The sequence below is a fragment of the Pseudohaliea rubra DSM 19751 genome, from assembly GCF_000764025.1.
Taxonomy (GTDB): domain Bacteria; phylum Pseudomonadota; class Gammaproteobacteria; order Pseudomonadales; family Halieaceae; genus Pseudohaliea; species Pseudohaliea rubra.
This window is the reverse complement of the sequence record NZ_KN234747.1, coordinates 59,847-79,180: the sequence shown is the minus strand read 5'-3', so window position 1 is coordinate 79,180 and position 19,334 is coordinate 59,847. Positions and strand designations below refer to the sequence as shown.

The following is a 19,334-nucleotide window of genomic DNA, read 5'->3' as shown; positions in this document are numbered from 1 at the left end:
TTCACTCGCCGGAAGGGACGACCTGGCCCATGCTCCAGGGAGCACCGGCGTTGAGCAGCGCGCTGCGCAGGGACGGCAGATCCCTCTTAAGGATGTCGTTCAGCTGTTCGCGCAGCGGCGCCAGGGCTTCCCGGGCATAGCCGAGGGACTGCCGGTGCGCCGGCGTCGGGCCATAGCTGGAGTTGCTCACCCCCATCTTGGCGTGCGCCAACCAGTTGCCGACCCGGTGTACCTCGTCGGCACCGATGGCCTGCTTCGACCGGTGCCCGTTCAGCCCCTGGTCGAGGCCATAGAGAAGCTGACGGAGATTGTGCAGCTGTCCGTCGAGCTCGCCGGGGGCCGCGGGCGTTCGCTCGAGGGCGGTCTCGAGCGCATCGACCGCCTCGAACGCATCCTCGAGCGCATAGCGAGCGGCGCTGAACTGGCCTTCAACGGCAGCGACTTCCTTCCAGAAGGCGGCGACTTCCTCCACGGGAGCGCCCTCAAGTGCCCCCTCGTAGAGGCGCTCCACAGCGAAGCTGACCGGCCCCGCGAGGGCGCGGGCTTCACCGTCCTTCTGCAGGACCAATTCGGCGCTGTACTTCCCTGGCGCTACCAGGAAGCCTCTCGGCGGCAGCCCCTGCCAGTTGTTCGGCGTCTCAGTGGACCCCGTATACGGGTGGCGCAGGTCCCAGGCCACACGGTGGAAGCCTTTCTCCGCCGGTGCCGGCACGCGGCGGAGCACCGTGCCGTCGGCGTCGCGGATAACCAGCTCGAGCGCGGGAGCCGCTTGCCGGCGCTCCGCCTCGAGTGCTTCCCAGGCGGGGAAGGTGATCGCCTTGCCGGCCTCCCGGCGGGCCTTTTCATCCGCCTGGCGCTGCGCTTCACGGCTCTCGAAACCCTCGGCGAGATGATAGGTCAGCACCGCGCCGAAGGGCGGGTTGTCGGCCACGTAGAGCGCATCGCCCTGGCTGCCACGGCGGGTCGAGCCAAGCACGCCGCGCTCGTGGTACCAGTCCGCATCGCGGGGCGTGAACAGGGTCGCCTCAGCCTCGAGCATCTCCGGCGTCAGTTCGCGCAGTGGCGTGTAGTCATCGAGCACGAAGAAGCCACGGCCGAAGCTCGCTGCCACCAGGTCGTTTTCACGGCGCTGGATCTGGATGTCACGCAGCGGAATCGTCGGCATGTTGCCGTCGAGCTCGTGCCAGTGCCTGCCTGCGTCGATAGTGAAGAAGACGCCGAACTCCGTCGCCGCAAAGAGCAGCTCCGACCGCACATGATCCTGCACGAGGCGCCACACAAGGTGCTTATCCGGCAGGTCGCCGACGATGCTCTTCCAGCTCTTGCCGCGGTCCCGGCTCACCAGCAGGTAGGGCGCGAAGTCGCCGTACTTGTGGTTGTCGAGCGCGACGTACACCGTATCCGGATCGTGCAGGTCGGCACGGATGTCGTTGACGAAGGCGCGCTCCGGCACGCCCGGCAGCTTGCCGACCTCCAGCCGGCGCCAGTTCTCACCGCCATCCTCGGAGACGGCGATCAGGCCGTCGTCGGTGCCCGCATAGAGAAGGCCCTCGACGAGCGGCGACTCGGCCAGGGAGGTGATGCTGTTATACATGGACATGGCGAACAGGTCCCAGGGCGCGTCCCAGCCCCAGGTCTGCTCCATCAGGGGCAGATCCACGCGCTTCTCATTGCGGGTGAGGTCGCCGGAGACGGCCGTCCAGCTGTCGCCGCGATCATCCGAGCGCCAGACGCGCTGCGAGGCATAATAAAGTCGCGTGGGCTGGTGCGGACTGACCAGGATCGGTGAATCCCAGTTGAAGCGTTCCGGCGGGTCCCCGGGGGCCGGCTGTGGCTGGATGTAGACCGTCTCGCCGGTGGTCAGGTCGATACGGTTCAGGTTTCCCTGCTGCCACTCGGCGTAGAGGATGTCCGGGTTACCCGGCTCTGTGGCGGGCTGGTGACCATCGGCGCCCAGCACCACTTTCCAGTCGGCGTTGCGGATGCCGTGGACGTTGTCCGTACGCGCGGGGCCGCCCTGGGTATTGTTGTCCTGGGTACCGCCGTAGATGTTGTAGAAGGGCTCGCTGTCATCGAGCGCGAGCTTGTAATACTGGGTGACCGGCAGGTTAGCCAGGAAACGCCAGGTCTCGCCCCGGTCCCAGCTCTCGTAGAGGCCGCCGTCCGTCCCCATCATCAGGTACTCGGGATCATCGGGATGAAAGTTGATGGCGTGGATATCGCTGTGCTGCGTCTGCGTGGCCATGGTCTCGAAGGACTTGCCGCCGTCCGTGGACTTCTGCACCCGCACCCCGACGAGATACAGCTCATCAAAGCGGTGCGGGCTGGCGTAAAGTTCCTGATAGTAGTGCGGGCCCGTGCCGCCGGCGACGGCGTCGGCGCCCTTCTCCCAGGACGCACCGCGGTCAGCGGAGCGCCAGACGCCCCCGGTGCGGCGGTCGAGTTCAATCGCCGCGTAGACGACGTCCGGGTCCTGCGGCGAGATGGCGAGGCCGATCTTGCCCATGTTGCCTTCCGGCAGGCCTTTCTCGAGCCGGGTCCAGGTCCGGCCGCCGTCCTCGGAGCGATGCAGGCCGCTCTCCGGCCCACCGCCCATATAGGCCGCGACGGTGCGGTGGTGCTGCCAGGTGGCGGCGTAGAGCACGTCCGGGTTGCGCGGGTCGATAACGACGTCGGTAACGCCGGTCCATTCCCCACCGCCGAGGGTCTTTTCCCAGGTCTCACCACCGTCCGTGGTCATGTACAGCCCGCGCTCACCGCCGGGGGACCAGAGCGGCCCCTGCACGGCGACCCAGACCGTATCCGGGTCCTCGGGGTGAACGACAATCGTCGAGATGTGCTCGGACTCGGCCAGCCCCATATTCTGCCAGCTCTTGCCCCCGTCATCGGAGCGGTAGATCCCGTCGCCGAAGCCGACGTGGCGGCCGCCGACGTTCTCGCCCGTGCCGACCCAGACCCGGCTCGGGTTACCCGGGTCCACGGCAACGGAGCCGATGGAATACACAGGCTGCTCATCGAATACCGGCGTCCAGGTGGTGCCGGCGTTGCTCGTCTTCCACACGCCGCCGGAACCCACGCCCACATACCACACGCTGTGGTCCGTGGGGTCCCAGGCGACATCGGCAATGCGCCCGGACATAAAGGCGGGGCCGATGTTGCGCCAGCCCAGGCCGCTGAAGGGGTTACCCTCCCCTGCGCTGCCTGGTGCTTCGGCCGCGCCGGCCAGGGGCGCAGCGGCGACGAGGCAGGCTAGGGAGAGAGCGGTGGTGAGACGTCGAATCATACATCGACTCCGGAGCCGGAAAAGGGAAAAAGCCGGATGGTAGCATCCTCAGGCCTGAGCGAAAGGTCCCCCGGGGCGGAAAATGCGGTCACCCCTGGCACCTCGCGTACTTCGGGTTCGGCAGAGACCCAAGACGGTAGGACCGGCTGCGGGAGGGTGCCCCCAGTCGCTCCAGGATATTCGCTTGGTGGGGACACCCTCCCGCGGCCGGCCCGGAATATTGCGATGCATGCATCTCGAGCAGCGCCCCGGCCAGGTAAGGCTGCCACCCGGAACGCTGCGATGAACCAAAAAAAACCCCGGGGCGCCTGTGCGCCCCGGGGTTTCAAGGACCTTTCAGGAGTGTGCGACGTCGCGTCAGCCGACGAACGCCTTGCGCGGCTCGGATACGCCCGCAGACTCCGTGCCCTTGAGGTAGGCGAGCATGGTGTCAGCATCGGAGACCTCGAAGGGATCCGTCGGGCAGTTGTCGCCGTAGTCCGGCTCAACGAACAGCTTCTCGATGACGCCGTCGTTTACCAGCATGGAGTAGCGCCAGGAGCGCATGCCGAAGCCCAGGTTGGACTTGTCGACCAGCATGCCCATCTTGCGAGAGAACTCACCGTTGCCGTCGGGCAGCAGGAAGATGTTCTTGTTGCCCTGCTCGTTGCCCCACTTGAACATGACGAAAGCATCGTTCACGGACAGACAGACAACCTCGTCCACGCCCTGCGCCTTGAACTCCTCGTAGAGCTCGTCGTAACGGGGCAGGTGATTGGAGGAGCAGGTCGGCGTGAAGGCACCGGGCAGTGCGAACAGGACCACCTTCTTGCCGCCGAAGATGTCGGCCGTGGTCTTGTCTTCCCAGCGGTAGGGGTTATCGCCGCCGATGGATTCGTCGCGAACGCGACACTTGAAGGTAACTTCCGGTACGCGGGTTTGCGTGCTCATGGGTGAATCCTCCTTGAACAGGGATGAAAAAACTTGCCGGAGATCAGATGGGGGCAAGCGGGACAGACTTCAATAGCCTAAGCACAGGTAATGCATCGGTGAAACGGTAAATACTGATAAGATTGATCGGAGCGATCGATCACAAGCGCTGCATACCTTGACGCCGGTCACAGCTGGGATTAAATTCCCAACATGTCAGACGCCCTCACCAGCGCCCTTCGTCACGCCGTCTACCGGCTGCTACGCCCCCTGGTGCGCATACTGCTGCGGCACGGTATGGCCTATGGCACCTTTGCCGAACTCGCGCGCAAGGCTTACACAGACGAGGGGCTGCGTCATCTGAAGGCCCTCGGCAAGCGTCCGAGCATCTCCGCCGTGTCCGCCCTGACCGGGCTGACCCGGAAAGAGGCCAGGCGGGTCCATGACCTCGACCTGGAAGCCGACAGCGACCGGACCCACCGCTACAACCGGGCGATCCGCGTCGTCAGCGGCTGGCTGGTGGATCCACGCTTCCACGACGACCGCGGCGAGCCGGCGGCCCTGCCCCTGGAAGGTCCACGCAGCTTCGCCCTGCTGGTGAAGGACTACAGCGGCGACATCCCCCCGAGCGCCATGCTGACGATTCTCGAGGCCAGCAATACGGCGACGCTGGCGGACGATCACGTGCTCCTGCGAGAGCGCGCCTACCTGCCAACGCAGACACCGGTAGAACATATCGAGATCCTCGGCAAGGACGTCGGCGAGCTCGTCGGCACCATTGGGCACAACATCAACAGCGAGAAAGGGCGCCGCGTGTTCCAGCGCAAGGTCTCCAACAGTAGCGTCCGGGCGAGCGCCCTGCCGGCCTTCCGGGCCCTGTCCACCGAACAATCCCAGGCCCTGCTCGAGACGTATCATCGATGGCTTTCCGAGCACCAGGTAGACCCCGACGAGGACGAGCGCGCACGCTACGTCGCTGTCGGCATCTATTATTATGACGACGAGATCGACGAGGAACCGGCATCATGATCCCCGCCCCCCTGCGCCTGGCCGCCTGTGCCACTATCCTCGCCCTTATTGTAGCCTGCGGCGGTGGCGGTGGCGGTGGCGGTGGCGGCGGTGGTGGCGGCGACCTTGCGGCTGCCGCGCCGCCTCCCTCCGGTGACGGCGGCGGCGGCATCGGCGGCACCGGCCTGACCAGCAGCGGAACCATCAACGGTACCGGCAGCATCTTCGTCAATGGCGTGCGGTTCGAGGTCGACGAGGCCGAAATCACCGTAAACGGTGAAAGCGCTAGCGAGGCTGAGCTCGGCCTCGGCATGGTAGTCACGGTGACCGGCACGGTGGACGACGATGGCGCCAACGGCAGCGCGGAGCGGGTGACCTTCGCGGCGGAGCTCAAGGGCCCCATCGACAGCCTCGAGCTCAACGCCGACGGCACCACGCTGCAGCTGACGATCCTGGGGCGCCGGGTTCTTGCCGAACGCACCGGCACGGTCTTCGCCGGGGTGTCTTTCACCACCCTGGCCGTCGGCGATGTGGTCGAGGTCTCCGGCTACGAGGCGGCAGACGGGCGCCTCCGGGCAACCCGCATCGATCGCGATGACGACTTCCTCCCGGGCCAGAGCAGTGTCTCTGTGAAGGGAGTGGTGACGGGCCTTGCCGGCACCTCCTTCCTTCTCGGTGACCGCACCGTGGACGCGGCCAACGCAACACTCCAGAACCTGCCGGAAGACGCCCTTGCCGACGGCCAGCGGGTCGAAGTACGCGGCACGCTGCAGGACGGCACGCTGGTTGCTGAGCGCATCAGCCGCGACGACGGCCCCGGAGGAAGGTTCACGGCCGGCGAGGCCGCGCGTGTCGAAGGCGCCGTGGCCGGTTACCTCGACGATGCAAGCTTCAGTGTCGCCGGGGTCCCCGTCGACGCTACCAGCGCCGTACGGGAGCCCACAGATCTCGCGCTCCGCAACGGCGCCATTGTCGAGGTCGACGGCAGCTGGGACGGCAGCGTACTGGTAGCCAGCCGCGTGCAGGCCCGGCGCGGCCGCATCAAGCTGGAGGCACCGGCGACGGCCGTCGATGTCGCGACAGGTATCGTCACTCTGGGCTACGCCGGCGGCAGCATCGAGCTGGCAACGGACAACCGCACGTTGTTCGATGATGACCGGGACGGCCTGCCATTTCTCACGATCCAGGATCTGCGCAGCGGCGACTATCTTGAGGCCGAGGCTGTGCAGGACGGCGCCCGGCTCCTCGCCACCCGCATTGACCGGGACGAAGACGACGTCGAGCGCCTGCTGCAGGCGCCGGTAGAAGCCTTCATGAATGGCAGCAGCCTGACCCTGCTGGGCGTGACCTTCAGCACCACCGGTGCAGCCTTCGAGAACGCAGTCGACGACGACATCGGCGCGGCGGCCTTCTACGCAAACCTTGAGCCCGGCGCCCTGGTGAAGGTCGAAGACGACAACAACGACGGCACCGCCGACGAGGTCGAGTTCGAGTTCGCAGCTGTCCTCGACGGCGACCGGGATTTCCGTGACGATGATGATGAGCCGATCACCGGTGCTGAGCTGCCCCAGGTCATTCTCGACAGCATCGCGACCAATTTCCCCGGCAGGGATATCGCCATCGCCTACCGCGACGAAGACGAGTACGAGGTGGTACTGGTGAGCGGGATCGAGTTGACCTTCGATCTCGCCGGCAACCTCCTCGAGGCCGACATCGACAGCAACGAAGATGACGACGACAGCGCGGATGATAACGGTATTGACGAGGACGGCGCCGATGACGACGATGCGGACGATGCCGACGACGACAGCGCAGATGACGACGGCGCCGCGGACGAAGCAGAGGAGGACGAAGCAGAGGAGGACGAAGTAGAGGAGAACGAAGTAGAGGAGGAGAGCGAGGAAGAAGACGCCTCAGAAGACTGATCAACTAAACGAAGCAGTCTGCGACGCGGGCTGCATTCTGTGATGCGGTTCCTTTTCTTCTTTACCCGCTCAGGCTAAGTTGTCGCTGTGGGCAATGCTACCCAAAAGATACTTCGTCACGCAGTCTATCGTCTGCTGCGTCCGCTATCGCGCGTACTCATGCAGCACGGCATGGCTTGGGGCAGCTTCATGGAGCTGGCGCGCAAAGCCTGGGTGGACGAGGCCTACCGTCAGGTTGCAGCAAGAGGCAAGCGCCCCACAATCTCCTCCGTGTCCGCCCTTACGGGTCTCACCCGCAAGGAAACCAAGCGCATCCGCGACGAAGTCATCGACGACGACGGCGAACGCGACCTGCGCTACAACCGCGCAATCCGCGTGGTCAGCGGCTGGACCGGCGATGACCGTTTCCGGCATCACGACGGCAGCCCGGCGGAGCTGCCCATCGAGGGGGAGGACAGCTTCGCCACCCTGGTGAAGGACTACAGTGGCGACATTCCCACGGTGGCCATGCTCGCTATCCTGGAAACCAGCAATACCGTCACCGTGGCTGACGGTCGGGTACGACTTCTGGAGCGGGCCTATATCCCCGCCGACACACCGGCCGAGCACCTCGCCCTGCTCGGCGCCGACAGCGGGGAATTCGTCGCCACCATCGGCCACAACTTCGCTTCACCGCGGGATGCCCGCGTATTTCAGCGCAAGGTCTCGAACCCCAACGTCAACGCGGCCTCGATCCCGGCGTTTCGCCATTTTTCCAACGCCCAGTCCCAGGCACTGCTGGAGCGCTACCACCACTGGCTCACGGAACACGAGATAGACCCGGCGGACCCGGATGCAGTGGCACGATACGTCGCCATCGGTGTGTACTACTACGATGATTCTTTCGACGGGGAGTCACCCCCATGAGCCGCCATCGCTCCCGACCGGCCCCGGCAGCCTGCCTGCTGACGCTTGTGACCCTGCTCACCGCCTGCGGTGGTGGTGGTGGCGGTGATGGCGACCGCCTGGCTGCCGTTGACCCGGTACCGCCGGGGAGCAGCGGTGGCATCGGCGGCAGCGGGATATCCACCAGCGGGACGATCACCGGTTCCGGCTCCATTTTCGTCAATGGCCAGCGCTTCGCCATCGACCAGGCCACAATCACTGTGGACGGCGAGCCGGCGAGCGAAGCGGCGCTCACCCTGGGCATGATCGTGTCCGTGAGCGGCAGTATTGGCGATGACGACGGCGACGGCAGCGCGGACCGGGTGACGGCACGCACCGCTTTGCGCGGTCCCGTGGCGAGCCTCGAACGCGGCAGCAACGACAGGAGCCTGCAGCTGCGTGTCTTTGGCACGGCGGTAATTGTGGAACGGGATGGCACCGTCTTCGAGGGCACGGACTTCGCCGCCCTGACAGCTGGCATGCAGGTTGCCATCGATGGCCTGCCCGGTGCCGACGGGCGGCTGCGGGGCACGCGCGTGAGCGCTGTGACGGACTCCGATACAGCGATCCTTACCGGCACCGCCACGCTGGTCGACGGCGCAACCTTCCTCCTCGGTGAGCAGCCCGTAAACGCGGCCGGGGCGATGTTCGAAGGCCTGCCGGAGGGCCTGGCTGACGGCCGGCGCGTGCAGGTTCGCGGCAGCCTCAGCGACGGCGTGCTGAGGGCAGCACGGGTCAGCGCCATAGGCACGCCGGCCGACGATCTCAGCGAAGGAGCGGCACTGCGCCTGGAGGGCCGGGTGGCCGGCCTGGGCGACGGAACCTTCCTGCTGAACGGTATCCCGGTCCTGCCCGGCGACGCCGAGCGCCTGCCGCCGGAGCTGCTCATCGAAGACGGCGCTGTCGTGGAAGCCGCCGGCCGCTGGAACGGTGAGGCCCTGGCCGCCCAGACGCTCACCGCGCGACGGGGCACGCTGCGCCTCGCCGGCGCCGTCAACGCCATCGACAGCGACGCCGGTACCCTGGCGCTGCAGCTGCCCAACGCCGTGGTAACGCTGAGTACGGATCGAAGGACCCTTATCGAGGACCGGCAGAACGATCTGCCGTTCCCGACCCTTGCCGACCTTCGCAGCGGTGACCAGGTGGCAGTGGAGGCGCTCCGCAGCAACGGAAGCCTGCTGGCAACGCGTATCGACCGCGGTGCCGAAACGCCGGCGCGGGTGCTGCAAGCGCCGGTAGAAGCCTTCACGGCACCGGCAACGATAACGCTCCTCGGAATTACGGTGGCCGTCGATGGCGCCCGCTTCCAGAGCGCGGTAGCTACGGATATCGATGCCGCTGCGTTCTTTGACAACCTCAGCGTCGGCGCCCTGGTGCGCACCGTCGACGACGACGGCGACGGCCGCGCCGAGCGGGTGGCCTTCCAATTCCCCCTTGCGCTGGATGGCGAACTTGCCTTCCGCGATGATCAGGCTCTGCCCGCGACCGGCGACAGGGCCCTACCCGCCGCGGTCGCCTCTGCGGTGGCCGCCGAGGCTCCCGGCAGGGCTACTGCGGGCGCCTGGCTCGGCGAAGAAGGCTACGAAGTCGTGCTCGTGGATGGCACCCGGCTGTTCTTCGAGCTGGACGGGCGCTTCCTGAACGGTACCGGGCCAAGCGCGCCTGCGGCAGCGAAAAATCCGGGCAAGGATGGCGACATCCCCGGCAACCCCGGCGACAACCCCGGAAGCGGCGGCGAGGTGCCCGGGAACGGCGGCGGCACACCCGGCGGTCCGGGGGAGAATCCGGGCCAGGGGCCGGGTAGTGGTGACGGTGAGGCGCCGCCGGGCGGCTAGGAGGCTCAGGCCGCCCGGTCCGCCCCGCGGTCCGCACGGCTGAAGATCAGCGCATCGTCATCGATGGGCGCTTCCAGAAACAACGCCCGGTCCGCGCGGTAATCCTGCGGATTCACCCAGGGCGCGCGGTCCCCCTGCCGCGGGAAGCGGTGCATGACCCGCGCCAGATACCCCGGTGAGAAATCATCGATCCAGTCCCGCGCCGGCATGGTCGCCAGCGCCGCCGGCAGCGTCGGCGTCGCAGCCGCAAACCCGTTGGTGTCCAGGTGTTTGAGCAACCGGCAGGCCCACTCCGCGGTCAGGTCCGCGCGCAGTGTCCAGGAGGCGTTGATGTAGCCGAAGACGGACACGAGGTTCGGCACCCCGCTGCACATGATGCCCTTGTAGGTCCAGGTGCGGGCAAAATCCACGGGCTCGCCATCGACACTGAAGCGCACCCCGCCCAGCACTTCCACCTCAAGGCCGGTAGCACTGACGATGATATCGGCCGGCAGCTCTTCGCCGGAGGTCAGGCGGACGCCGCCTTCGGTCAGGCGCTCGATGGTATCGGTCACCACCCGGGCGCGGCCGGCGCGCAGCACCTCGAACAGATCGCCATCGGGCACCAGGCAGAGTCGCTGGTCCCAGGGGTTGTAGCTGGGGGTGAAGTGCCGGGCCACATCGTAACCCGGCCCCAGGGCCTTGCGCAGGCGGCGCAGGAGCACACGCCGCACCTTCTCGGGCGCCTCCCGGCTCCGGCGGTAGAACCATTGCTGCAGCGCCGTGTTCTTCAGCCGCGTCAGCGCGTAGGCCCAGGTGTCGGGCAGGAACGCGCGCAGGGCATTAGCCAGGCGGTCCCGGGCCGGGCGCGAGATTACCCAGGTGGGTGAACGCTGCAGCATCACCACCTCAGCGGCCTTTTCCGCCAGCGCCGGCACCAGCGTCATGGCCGTGGCCCCGGAGCCGATCACAACGACACGCTTACCGGCGTAAGCGAGCTCCTCTGGCCAGAACTGCGGATGGATGAACGTACCGCGATAGTCGTCTCGGCCAGGGTAGTCGGGGGTGTGGCCGCGGTCGTAGCGGTAGTAACCGGCGCACATGAGAAGGAAGCCGGCGCGCAATTCGCGCTGGCCGCCGCGCTTACCATCCTCGATCACGAGGCGCCACTCGGCGGCGCCGCTGTCCCAGTGAGCCTCCAGCAGCCGCTGACTGAAGCGGATATGCGAATCGATGCCGCCTTCCCGGGCCGTGTCGCGCACGTAGGAACGGATCGCCGGGCCATCGGCAATGGCCTTGCCATCGCGCCAGGGCCGGAACTTGTAGCCGAGCGTGTGCATGTCGCTGTCGGAGCGGATGCCCGGATAGCGGAACAGGTCCCAGGTCCCGCCGATGGCGTCCCGGGCCTCCAGGATAAGGTACCCGTGCTCCGGGCAGTGCTGTTGGAGATGCCAGGCGGCACCGATGCCGGAGAGGCCGGCGCCGACGATAACGACGTCGACGCGTTCGGTCGCGGTGGTCACCGGTCAGTGCCCGCCAGCGCCCCGTCCCTTGCCGGCGGCGATGCGCAGGCGAAGGGCGTTGAGCTTGATGAAACCCTCGGCGTCGCCCTGGTCGTAGGCCCCGGCATCCTCTTCGAAGGTCGCAATATGTTCGTCGAAGAGGCTGTCCGTGGCCGACTGGCGACCCACCACGATGACGTTGCCCTTGTAGAGCTTCAGACGCACGACGCCGTTGACATGAGCCTGGGACTGATCGATTGCCGCCTGCAGCATCTGCCGCTCCGGCGACCACCAGTAACCATTGTAGATAAGCTCTGCGTAACGAGGCATAAGTTCGTCTTTCAGATGCGCCACCTCCCGGTCAAGGGTCAGGGACTCCATGGCCCGGTGCGCGCGCAGCATGATGGTGCCGCCGGGAGTCTCGTAGCAGCCCCGGGATTTCATGCCCACGTAGCGGTTCTCTACGATGTCCAGGCGGCCGATGCCGTTGGCACCGCCGACCGCGTTGAGGTGCTCGACCACCTGCGCCGGGGTCATGGCCGCACCGTCGACAGCGACGATATCGCCACCGCGGTAAGTGAGCTCGAGGTAGGTCGGCTGGTCCGGAGCTGCCTCGGGGCTGACACTCCAGCGCCACATGTCTTCCTCGCACTCGCTCCAGGGGTCTTCAAGCACACCGCCTTCATAGGAAATGTGCAGAAGATTGGCGTCCATGGAGTACGGTGACTTTTTCTTCTGGCTGGCAAAATCCACAGGGATCGCGTGCTCCCTGCAGTAGGCCATAAGAGACTCCCGGGAGCCCAGTTCCCACTCCCGCCACGGTGCAATCACACGGATACCGGGCTTGAGCGCGTAGGCGCCCAGCTCGAAGCGGACCTGGTCATTGCCCTTGCCGGTGGCGCCGTGGGAGATCGCATCGGCGCCGGTCTCGTTGGCGATCTCGATGAGGCGCTTGGCGATGAGCGGTCGGGCGATGGAAGTCCCCAGCAGGTACTCGCCCTCGTATACGGTATTGGCGCGAAACATGGGAAAAACGAAGTCCCGGGCAAACTCCTCGCGCAGATCGTCGATGTAAATTTCCCGGACGCCAAGGGCTTCGGCCTTCGCCCGGGCCGGCGCCACTTCCTCGCCCTGGCCGATGTCGGCGGTAAAGGTCACGATCTCGCAACCGTAGCGCTCCTGCAGCCAGCGCACGATCACAGACGTATCGAGACCGCCCGAGTAGGCCAGCACCACCTTGCTGATCTCTGCCATGGCCCGTTTCCCTCCCTCTGAAAACCGCGCGCAGTGTACCGCTGCGGCGGAGTGATGCCCAGCGGGCCCCAGGGCCCGCGAGTTTCCGGGACACCGCGTTTACGGTAGCATCGCAGCGTGTCCCCTGACCGTGAAGCCCCTGCCGTGACCACCCTGACCCTCCGCCGCCCGGACGACTGGCACGTCCACCTCCGGGACGGTGACGATCTGCCTCGAACCTGCAAGGACATGGCCCGCTACATGGGCCGGGCCATCGTGATGCCCAACCTGACACCGCCGGTCACGACCGTGGCCCTGGCCGAGGCTTACCATGCCCGCATCCAGGCGGCCATGGCGGGCCTGCCGCGGCGTTTCGAGCCGCTCATGACCCTCTACCTGACTGACGGCACCAGCAGCGACGAGATCCGTCGGGCCGCAGCGAGCCCCGTCGTTCACGGGGTGAAGCTCTACCCCGCCGGAGCCACCACCAACTCCGAGGCCGGTGTTGCCGCCCTGGACGCCCTTTATCCGGTGCTCGAGGCCATGGAAGCCGCGGACCTGCCGCTACTGGTACACGGTGAGGTCACCGATGCGGATATCGACATCTTCGACCGCGAGCGGGTGTTCATCGACCGGCACCTGGCGCCGATTGTCGAGCGCTTCCCGGGCCTGCGGGTCGTCCTGGAGCACATCACCACCGCAGACTCGGTCGCTTTCGTGAGCGAGGCCCGGGAAGGCGTGGCGGCGACCATCACTGCCCATCACCTGCTGCTCAACCGTAACGACATGCTGGTCGGCGGTATCCGGCCCCACTACTACTGCCTGCCGATCCTCAAGCGGGCCCGGCACCAGGAGGCGCTGCGTGCAGCGGCCAGCAGCGGCAACCCGCGCTTCTTCCTGGGTACGGACTCCGCCCCGCACACGCGCACGGCGAAGGAATCACCCTGTGGCTGTGCCGGGGTCTATACGGCCCATGCATCCCTGGAGCTGTATGCAGAGGTGTTCGACAGTCTCGGCGCCATCGAACGCCTCGAGGGCTTCGCCTCGCTGCACGGGCCGGCCTTCTACCGCCTGCCGGTCAACGACGACACGATCACGCTGACCCGGGGAGAGCTGGCCGTGCCGCCATCCCTTGCCCTCGGCGACGACGAGCTGATCCCGCTCCGGGCGGGCGAAACGCTGTCCTGGCAGGTCGCATGAGCGACGCCGTGGCCTCGCCGATCGCCGGGCGCTTCCGGGGCTTTCTCCCCGTGGTGGTCGATATCGAAACCGGCGGCTTCAATGCGGGCACCGACGCAATCCTGGAGATCGCCGCCACGCTGCTGCGCATGGCGCCGGATGGCACCCTGGCGATACACCGCACGGTCAGCCACCACGTGAAGCCCTTCGAGGGAGCCAACATCGAGCAGGCCTCGCTGGATTTCACGGGCATTGATCCCTGGCACCCGTTCCGGGAAGCCGTGGATGAACACGAGGCCCTTGGTGACCTCTTCCTGGCCGTGCGGCGGGAACTGCGCGAGCAGGGCTGTAACCGGGCCATCCTCGTCGCCCACAACGCCCACTTCGATGCCGGCTTCGTCAATGCGGCGGTCGAACGCTGCGAAATCAAGCGCAACCCCTTCCACCCCTTCTCCTACTTCGACACGGCGACCCTCGCCGGCCTTGCCTTCGGGCAGACGGTGCTGGCCAAAGCCTGCGCGGGCGCCGGCATCGCCTTCGACAACAGCGAGGCACACTCCGCTGTCTATGATGCGGAGCGCACCGCCGAGCTGTTCTGCGCTATCGTCAACCGCTGGCGGGAGCTGGGCGGCTGGCCACCACCGGCGCAGCCCGAGGCCGGGTGATCAGTCCGCGCCGCTGATCTCGTTGAGCAGGCGGTCAAGCTCCTCGAGCAGCGCCTCCGGGGAGGGCAGACCCAGCAGCCGGTATTTGTCCGCTTCCTCCAGGGGCAGAAGCTGGAGCAGCGTCCCGGCAACCTGGCCAGCGTTTTCCCGATCCACGGAGGGCGCCAGGCGCTGCACATGCGGATGTGCTTCCAGCCCCTCGAGGAGCCGCGCCAAACCCTCCCAGCGCTCGCTCATGGGCACCGGCGCGAGCGGCGGCTCCAGGGTGACCTCCCCCATGGCCAGATCGTTTGCCAGGCGCCAGTGCCGGTGCAGCGTAAAGCGCTCCCCACCCTCGATAGTCAGCCCGAGAAGCCCGTTCGGCAGCTGATCCCAATCGACGATGCGAGCATAGGTGCCCACTTCGGCGAGCTCCGTCGCGCCGCCGGCGACTTCCCGGCCGGCGCGCAGCCAGGGCACGCCGAAGCCTGTGCCCTCGCGCATGCAGCTGCGCACCAGGTCGAGGTAGCGCTGCTCGAAGATCTGCAGCGCCATGCGACCGTGGGGCACCAGCACCGAGGACAGGGGAAAGAGGGGAAGCTCCATACGATCACTCATGCCGGCAGGCTCTCCGCCTCCAGGTCAGTCAGAATGCGCAGCGCCTCCTCCCGGCTGTCGCCGCAGAAGGCGGGTTCGGCCAGGAAGCGCCCGCAGCAGGCCGGCCGTTCGGGCTGCCCGAACAAGGCGCAGCGCAGGTCGTCTTCAAGGTGCACGCAGCGCACGCCCGCAGGCTTGCCGGCAGGCATACCGTAGAAGGGCTGCGTGATCGCCGGCGCAATGCAACAGGCCCCGCAACCGGAGCGGCACACCATCACGCGCCCTCCGGTCCCAGCGGCCGAAAAAGGATGATAAGCCGCGGCAGGAGCAGCAGCGCACCGAGCACCGCCGCAGTCATCGCAAGCACCGTCAGCAGCCCGAAGTAGATGCTGGGGGTGAAATTCGACAGCGTGAGCATGGAAAACCCGATAACGATCGTGATCGTCGTGTAGTACATGGCCCGGCCGATGCTACTGTGGCTGCGATACATGGCGGCAAGGTAGTCCCGGTCCACCTGAAATTCCTCCCGGAAGCGATACACATAGTGCACGCAGTCATCCACGCCGATACCCACGACGATCGCCGCGATGGTAATGGTCATGATGTCCAGCGGAATACCGGCAAGGCCCATGATGCCAAGGACCAGCGTTGCAGCGAGGAGATTCGGCGCCAGGGCCACCATGGCCAGGGAGAAAGAGCGGAACAGCACCCAGAACATAGCGAGAATAGCCAGGAAAACCACGCCGAGGGTGAGAATCTGGGAGCGGAATAGGCTCTGCAGTACATTGTTGTATAGCACAAGCATGCCGGTGAGACGGACTTCTTCGGCAGAAAGCGCGGGAAGATCAGCCAGCGCCGCCGACAGCTCCCGGAGCAGTTCGTCCCGCCGCAGCGTCTCGCTGGTTTCCTTGACCCGCACCGTTATGCGCGCCTCCTCCTGCTGCGCATTGAAATAGGGGGCGACCAGCTGCCCGGCAACGTCGTCCGGCAGACTCCGCTGCATCAGGGCGAGCTCCACACTACCGATGTCCTCACCGAGAAGCTTGCGCACAACGCTGAAGGTCGTGGCCAGAGACAGTACCTTGCCTGCTTCCTCCCGGGATGCCACAAGCGCATGCGCGGCGTCGATGGTCCGCATGCCCTCAAGACTGAACCAGTAGCTGGGCTCGAAGCTGTCGCTGCTGCCGGCAAAGGGGTCGCTCCCGGCGGCGAAGGGATCGTCGGCCGCAAAGGGGTCATCGCCGGCGAAAGGATCATCGGCAGCCGCTGGAGCAGCCGGCTCCGGGTCCGCAAAGCCCGCTGCATCCTCTGCGAAGGGATCATCAGCCTGCAGCGGCTCCCCGCCGCCAACGCCGGTCTGCGCAAGTCCCGGCAGCGGCGCCGTCGTGTCCGGTGCCGAGAGCACGATGTCCAGGGGAATGGTGCCCCCGAGGCGCGAATCGAGTAGCTCCATGCCCTGATAGATCTCGGTGGTGTCCTTGAAGTAATCGATGAAGCGGTTCTCCACCCGCAGCTGCGAGACGCCGGCCACCACGACCAGGATCAGCGCGGCGCTGGCCCAGAGGACCGGGCGCCCGTGCCGGTCGGCAAAGCGGGCGAAGTGCAGTGTCAGCGGTGCGTCGGCGCCGGTATGGCGCACCGGGCGGCCCTTGGGCCAGAGCAGAATCAGTGCGGGCAGCAGCGTGAAGCAGACCAGGAAGGCCACGGCGATACCGAGGGTCATCATCCAGCCGAAGTCGATCACCGGCTGGATATCCGAGACCACAAGGGAGACAAAGGCAACCATGGTGGTCATGGCGGTGTAGGCACAGGGTACAAACATCAAGCGCACCGTGTCGCAAACGCGCTGGCGCCGATCGCCCTCGGGGTTGAGGGCGTGCAGCTCCCGGTAGCGCACCACCAGGTGAATGGCGATCGCGAGGGTAATAATCAGGAGGACCGCCACAAAATTCGACGAGATCACCGTCAGGCGCCAGTCCAGCGCGGCCAACAGACCGAGCATCAGGGTCACCGTGACGCTACAGGTCAGAAGCGGTATCAAGGTCCAGCGGACCCGGCGGAATACCGCGGCCAGCACAAACAACATCACCACGATGATCGCGGTGCCGAAAACCACAAGGTCGCTGCGCACGAAATCCACCATATCGGCGGCGATCATGGGTACGCCACCGACGAAGATCCCGGCGTGCTCCCGGTAACGGTCGGCAATGGATCGGACCGAGGCCACCAGGGCGCTTTGCTGCTCAAGGAGCGAAGCGCTGCGCTCCTTGAAGGCTGCCTCGACCTCGGTCAGGCGGCGGGCCTCGGCTGCGTCGAGCGAGCCTTCCCGGCTGCGCAGGTCCTGGCGCTCGCGGAGCAGCTCGAAGTAGCGCTCGTCCCGCTCGAGATTGACCTGCACCGCTGTGACTTCGCCATCACGGCCGACAAGCAGGTCCGCATAGATCGGGCTGGAAGTGAACTCTGCAAGGGCAGCCTCGCGATCGACGGACGGGTCCTCAAGGCTTGGCAGGGGATCACCGGACGTCACTGCCGACAGGCTCAGGGGGCGGGTCTCGAGGAGTGGCACGTCCCACACCGTAACCACCGATGACACGCCCGGCAGTTTCCGGAGTTCATCGGCCATGCGCTTGAGCGGGTCCAGGGAGGCATCGGAAAACAGCGGCGCCTGCGGCTGCCAGGTCAGGAGCAGGAAGTCTTCGGAGGCGTAGCGCTTGGAGACTTCGCGGAAGAACTCGAGGGACGGGTCGCCCTGGAGCAGGAGCGAGTCTGCCGAGGCATCAATGCGTAGCTTGCCGAGCTGCGATGCGGCGCCCGCCGTCAACAGTACGAGCAACACCAGCACAACGATCGGGTGGCGCACCATGAGGCGCTCGTAAAGCGCAAGCAGAAAGCGGCTCACGCGCCGACTGCCGTGCGCAGCGCGCCGAGGAGGCGCTGGTGGATACCGGCAAAGCTGCCGTTGCTCATGATCACGATCTGGTCTCCTTTCTGCGCTTCTCGGACAACAGCGGTCACGAGGCGTTCCACGTCGTCACTCACGGATGCGGGCACGGTCCCGGCGGCGGCCACGGCCTCGAGGGACCAGTCCATGCCCGGCGGCTGATACCAGTAGACGCGGTCGGCCGCAGCGACGGAGGCCGCCAGGGCTTCCCGGTGTCTACCCATACGCATGGTATTCGAGCGCGGTTCCACAAGCGCAAGGAGCCGGCCGCTGCAACCCCGGGCCCGGAGCGCATCGAGCGTTGCGGCAATCGCCGTCGGATGGTGCGCAAAATCGTCGTAAACGGACACGCCGGCGACCTCGCCCAGGAGTTCCAGGCGGCGCTTCACGCCCCGGAACCGCGCGAGGGCCGCGAGGGCGCGCTCCGGCGTCACCCCCGCATGTACCGCAGCGGCGACCGCAGCGATGGCATTGTTCGCGTTGTGCTGCCCCGGCAGCAGCCACTCCACCGTGCCGGCATCGCCGGCGGGCCCATGGAGGGTCAGCCGCGCCCCGTCCCGGGACTGCAGGCGACCCTCCCAGTCTGCCGCCGCCGGCGCCTCCCCGGGGCCGGCCAGGGACCAGCGCTCGACCGGCGTCCAGCAGCCCAGGGCCTCCACCTCATCGAGGGCGGGACAGTCCCGCGGCCGCAGGATGCGCCCGTTCCCGGGCACACAGCGCAGCAGGTGATGGAACTGGCGCTGGATAGCGGCGAGGTCCGGGAAAATATCGGCGTGATCGTACTCGAGATTGCCGAGCACCAGGGTCTTCGGCCGGTAATGGACAAACTTGGAGCGCTTGTCAAAAAAGGCCGTATCGTATTCGTCCGCCTCGACCACGAAGTACTGACCGCCGCCCTCCCGGGCGGACACGCCGAAGTTCCCCGGTACCCCGCCGATCAGGAACCCCGGCGCAAGCCCCGCATCCTCGAGAATCCAGGCGAGAAGGCTGCTGGTGGTCGTCTTGCCGTGGGTCCCGGCAACGCCCAGCACCCAGCGCCCGCGCAGCACCTCACGGGCCAGCCATTCGGGCCCGGAGCAGTAGTCGAGGCCGCGGGCGAGCACCGTCTCCACCGCCGGGTTTCCCCGGGACAGGGCATTACCGATGATCACCAGGTCCGGCGCCGGATCGAGGTGCCCGGGCGCATAGCCCTCCAGGAGGGCGATGCCCGCCGCCTCGAGCTGCGTGCTCATGGGCGGATAGACATTGGCATCGGAGCCGGTCACGCGGAAACCGCGGGCCGCGGCCAGCTGTGCCAGGCCGCCCATGAAGGTGCCGCAAATGCCGAGGATGTGAAGGTGCTGCGCCACGGGAGGGTCTCCGGGAAATGCCGCGC

14 protein-coding genes are annotated in these 19,334 nt (G+C 66.7%); 6 read left to right on the top strand and 8 right to left on the bottom strand.

Going from position 1 to position 19,334, the window contains the following annotated elements:
- Position 1 precedes the first annotated feature (1 nt).
- Positions 2 to 3,283 carry a VPS10 domain-containing protein gene (locus HRUBRA_RS02245; protein ID WP_035514136.1) on the bottom strand — a complete coding sequence of 1,094 codons (3,282 nt, stop codon included), beginning with the start codon at positions 3,281 to 3,283 and terminating at the stop codon, positions 2 to 4.
- Positions 3,284 to 3,640: 357 nt separating this feature from the next.
- Entirely contained in the window at positions 3,641 to 4,213 is a 573-nt protein-coding gene (locus HRUBRA_RS02240; protein WP_035514134.1) for a peroxiredoxin, read from the bottom strand.
- 192 nt (positions 4,214 to 4,405) lie between these two features.
- On the opposite strand from HRUBRA_RS02240, the gene HRUBRA_RS02235 reads away from it, so the two are divergent.
- From HRUBRA_RS02235 to HRUBRA_RS02220, 4 genes are all read left to right on the top strand, one after another.
- On the top strand, positions 4,406 to 5,221 hold the full coding sequence (locus HRUBRA_RS02235; RefSeq protein ID WP_035514132.1) for a DUF6502 family protein: 816 nt from the start codon (positions 4,406 to 4,408) through the stop codon (positions 5,219 to 5,221).
- Positions 5,218 to 7,125, top strand: coding sequence for a DUF5666 domain-containing protein (locus HRUBRA_RS02230; RefSeq protein ID WP_035514130.1), 1,908 nt, complete (start codon positions 5,218 to 5,220; stop codon positions 7,123 to 7,125). The genes HRUBRA_RS02235 and HRUBRA_RS02230 overlap by 4 nt, the downstream gene beginning before the upstream one ends.
- Positions 7,126 to 7,212: 87 nt before the next feature.
- On the top strand, positions 7,213 to 8,031 hold the full coding sequence (locus tag HRUBRA_RS02225) for a DUF6502 family protein (protein WP_268870527.1): 819 nt from the start codon (positions 7,213 to 7,215) through the stop codon (positions 8,029 to 8,031).
- Positions 8,028 to 9,884, top strand: coding sequence for a DUF5666 domain-containing protein (locus HRUBRA_RS02220; protein WP_035514128.1), 1,857 nt, complete (start codon positions 8,028 to 8,030; stop codon positions 9,882 to 9,884). The genes HRUBRA_RS02225 and HRUBRA_RS02220 overlap by 4 nt, the downstream gene beginning before the upstream one ends.
- A 5-nt stretch (positions 9,885 to 9,889) precedes the next feature.
- On the opposite strand, the gene HRUBRA_RS02215 is transcribed toward HRUBRA_RS02220, so the two are convergent.
- Positions 9,890 to 11,386 (bottom strand): flavin-containing monooxygenase, encoded by a 1,497-nt coding sequence (locus tag HRUBRA_RS02215; RefSeq protein ID WP_035514126.1) that lies wholly within the window; start codon positions 11,384 to 11,386, stop codon positions 9,890 to 9,892.
- A gap of 3 nt (positions 11,387 to 11,389) precedes the next feature.
- The gene (locus HRUBRA_RS02210) at positions 11,390 to 12,619 is read right to left on the bottom strand and encodes an argininosuccinate synthase (protein WP_035514125.1); all 1,230 of its coding nucleotides are present in this window, start codon (positions 12,617 to 12,619) and stop codon (positions 11,390 to 11,392) included.
- Between the two features lie 144 nt (positions 12,620 to 12,763).
- Between HRUBRA_RS02210 and pyrC the strand changes: the two genes are divergently transcribed.
- Both pyrC and rnt read left to right on the top strand, forming a co-directional pair.
- Positions 12,764 to 13,798, top strand: a complete 1,035-nt coding sequence (gene pyrC / locus HRUBRA_RS02205; protein WP_035514123.1) for a dihydroorotase — start codon at positions 12,764 to 12,766, stop codon at positions 13,796 to 13,798.
- On the top strand, positions 13,795 to 14,442 hold the full coding sequence (rnt, locus tag HRUBRA_RS02200; RefSeq protein WP_035514122.1) for a ribonuclease T: 648 nt from the start codon (positions 13,795 to 13,797) through the stop codon (positions 14,440 to 14,442). The genes pyrC and rnt overlap by 4 nt, the downstream gene beginning before the upstream one ends.
- On the opposite strand, the gene HRUBRA_RS02195 is transcribed toward rnt, so the two are convergent.
- Genes HRUBRA_RS02195 through mpl form a run of 4 tightly spaced genes read right to left on the bottom strand, consistent with a single transcriptional unit; the run spans position 14,443 to position 19,308 of the window.
- On the bottom strand, positions 14,443 to 15,039 hold the full coding sequence (locus HRUBRA_RS02195) for an LON peptidase substrate-binding domain-containing protein (RefSeq protein WP_201771509.1): 597 nt from the start codon (positions 15,037 to 15,039) through the stop codon (positions 14,443 to 14,445).
- Positions 15,036 to 15,293: a YkgJ family cysteine cluster protein gene (locus HRUBRA_RS02190; RefSeq protein ID WP_035514119.1), complete on the bottom strand. Its 258-nt coding sequence runs from the start codon at positions 15,291 to 15,293 to the stop codon at positions 15,036 to 15,038. Before HRUBRA_RS02190 ends, HRUBRA_RS02195 begins: the two co-directional genes overlap by 4 nt.
- A complete protein-coding gene (locus HRUBRA_RS02185) occupies positions 15,293 to 17,917 on the bottom strand; it encodes an efflux RND transporter permease subunit (RefSeq protein ID WP_322786714.1) in 2,625 nt (874 codons plus the stop codon). The genes HRUBRA_RS02190 and HRUBRA_RS02185 overlap by 1 nt, the downstream gene beginning before the upstream one ends.
- Complete coding sequence (gene mpl / locus HRUBRA_RS02180; RefSeq protein WP_035514117.1) at positions 17,914 to 19,308, bottom strand: UDP-N-acetylmuramate:L-alanyl-gamma-D-glutamyl-meso-diaminopimelate ligase; 1,395 nt, start codon at positions 19,306 to 19,308, stop codon at positions 17,914 to 17,916. Before mpl ends, HRUBRA_RS02185 begins: the two co-directional genes overlap by 4 nt.
- Positions 19,309 to 19,334 lie beyond the last annotated feature (26 nt).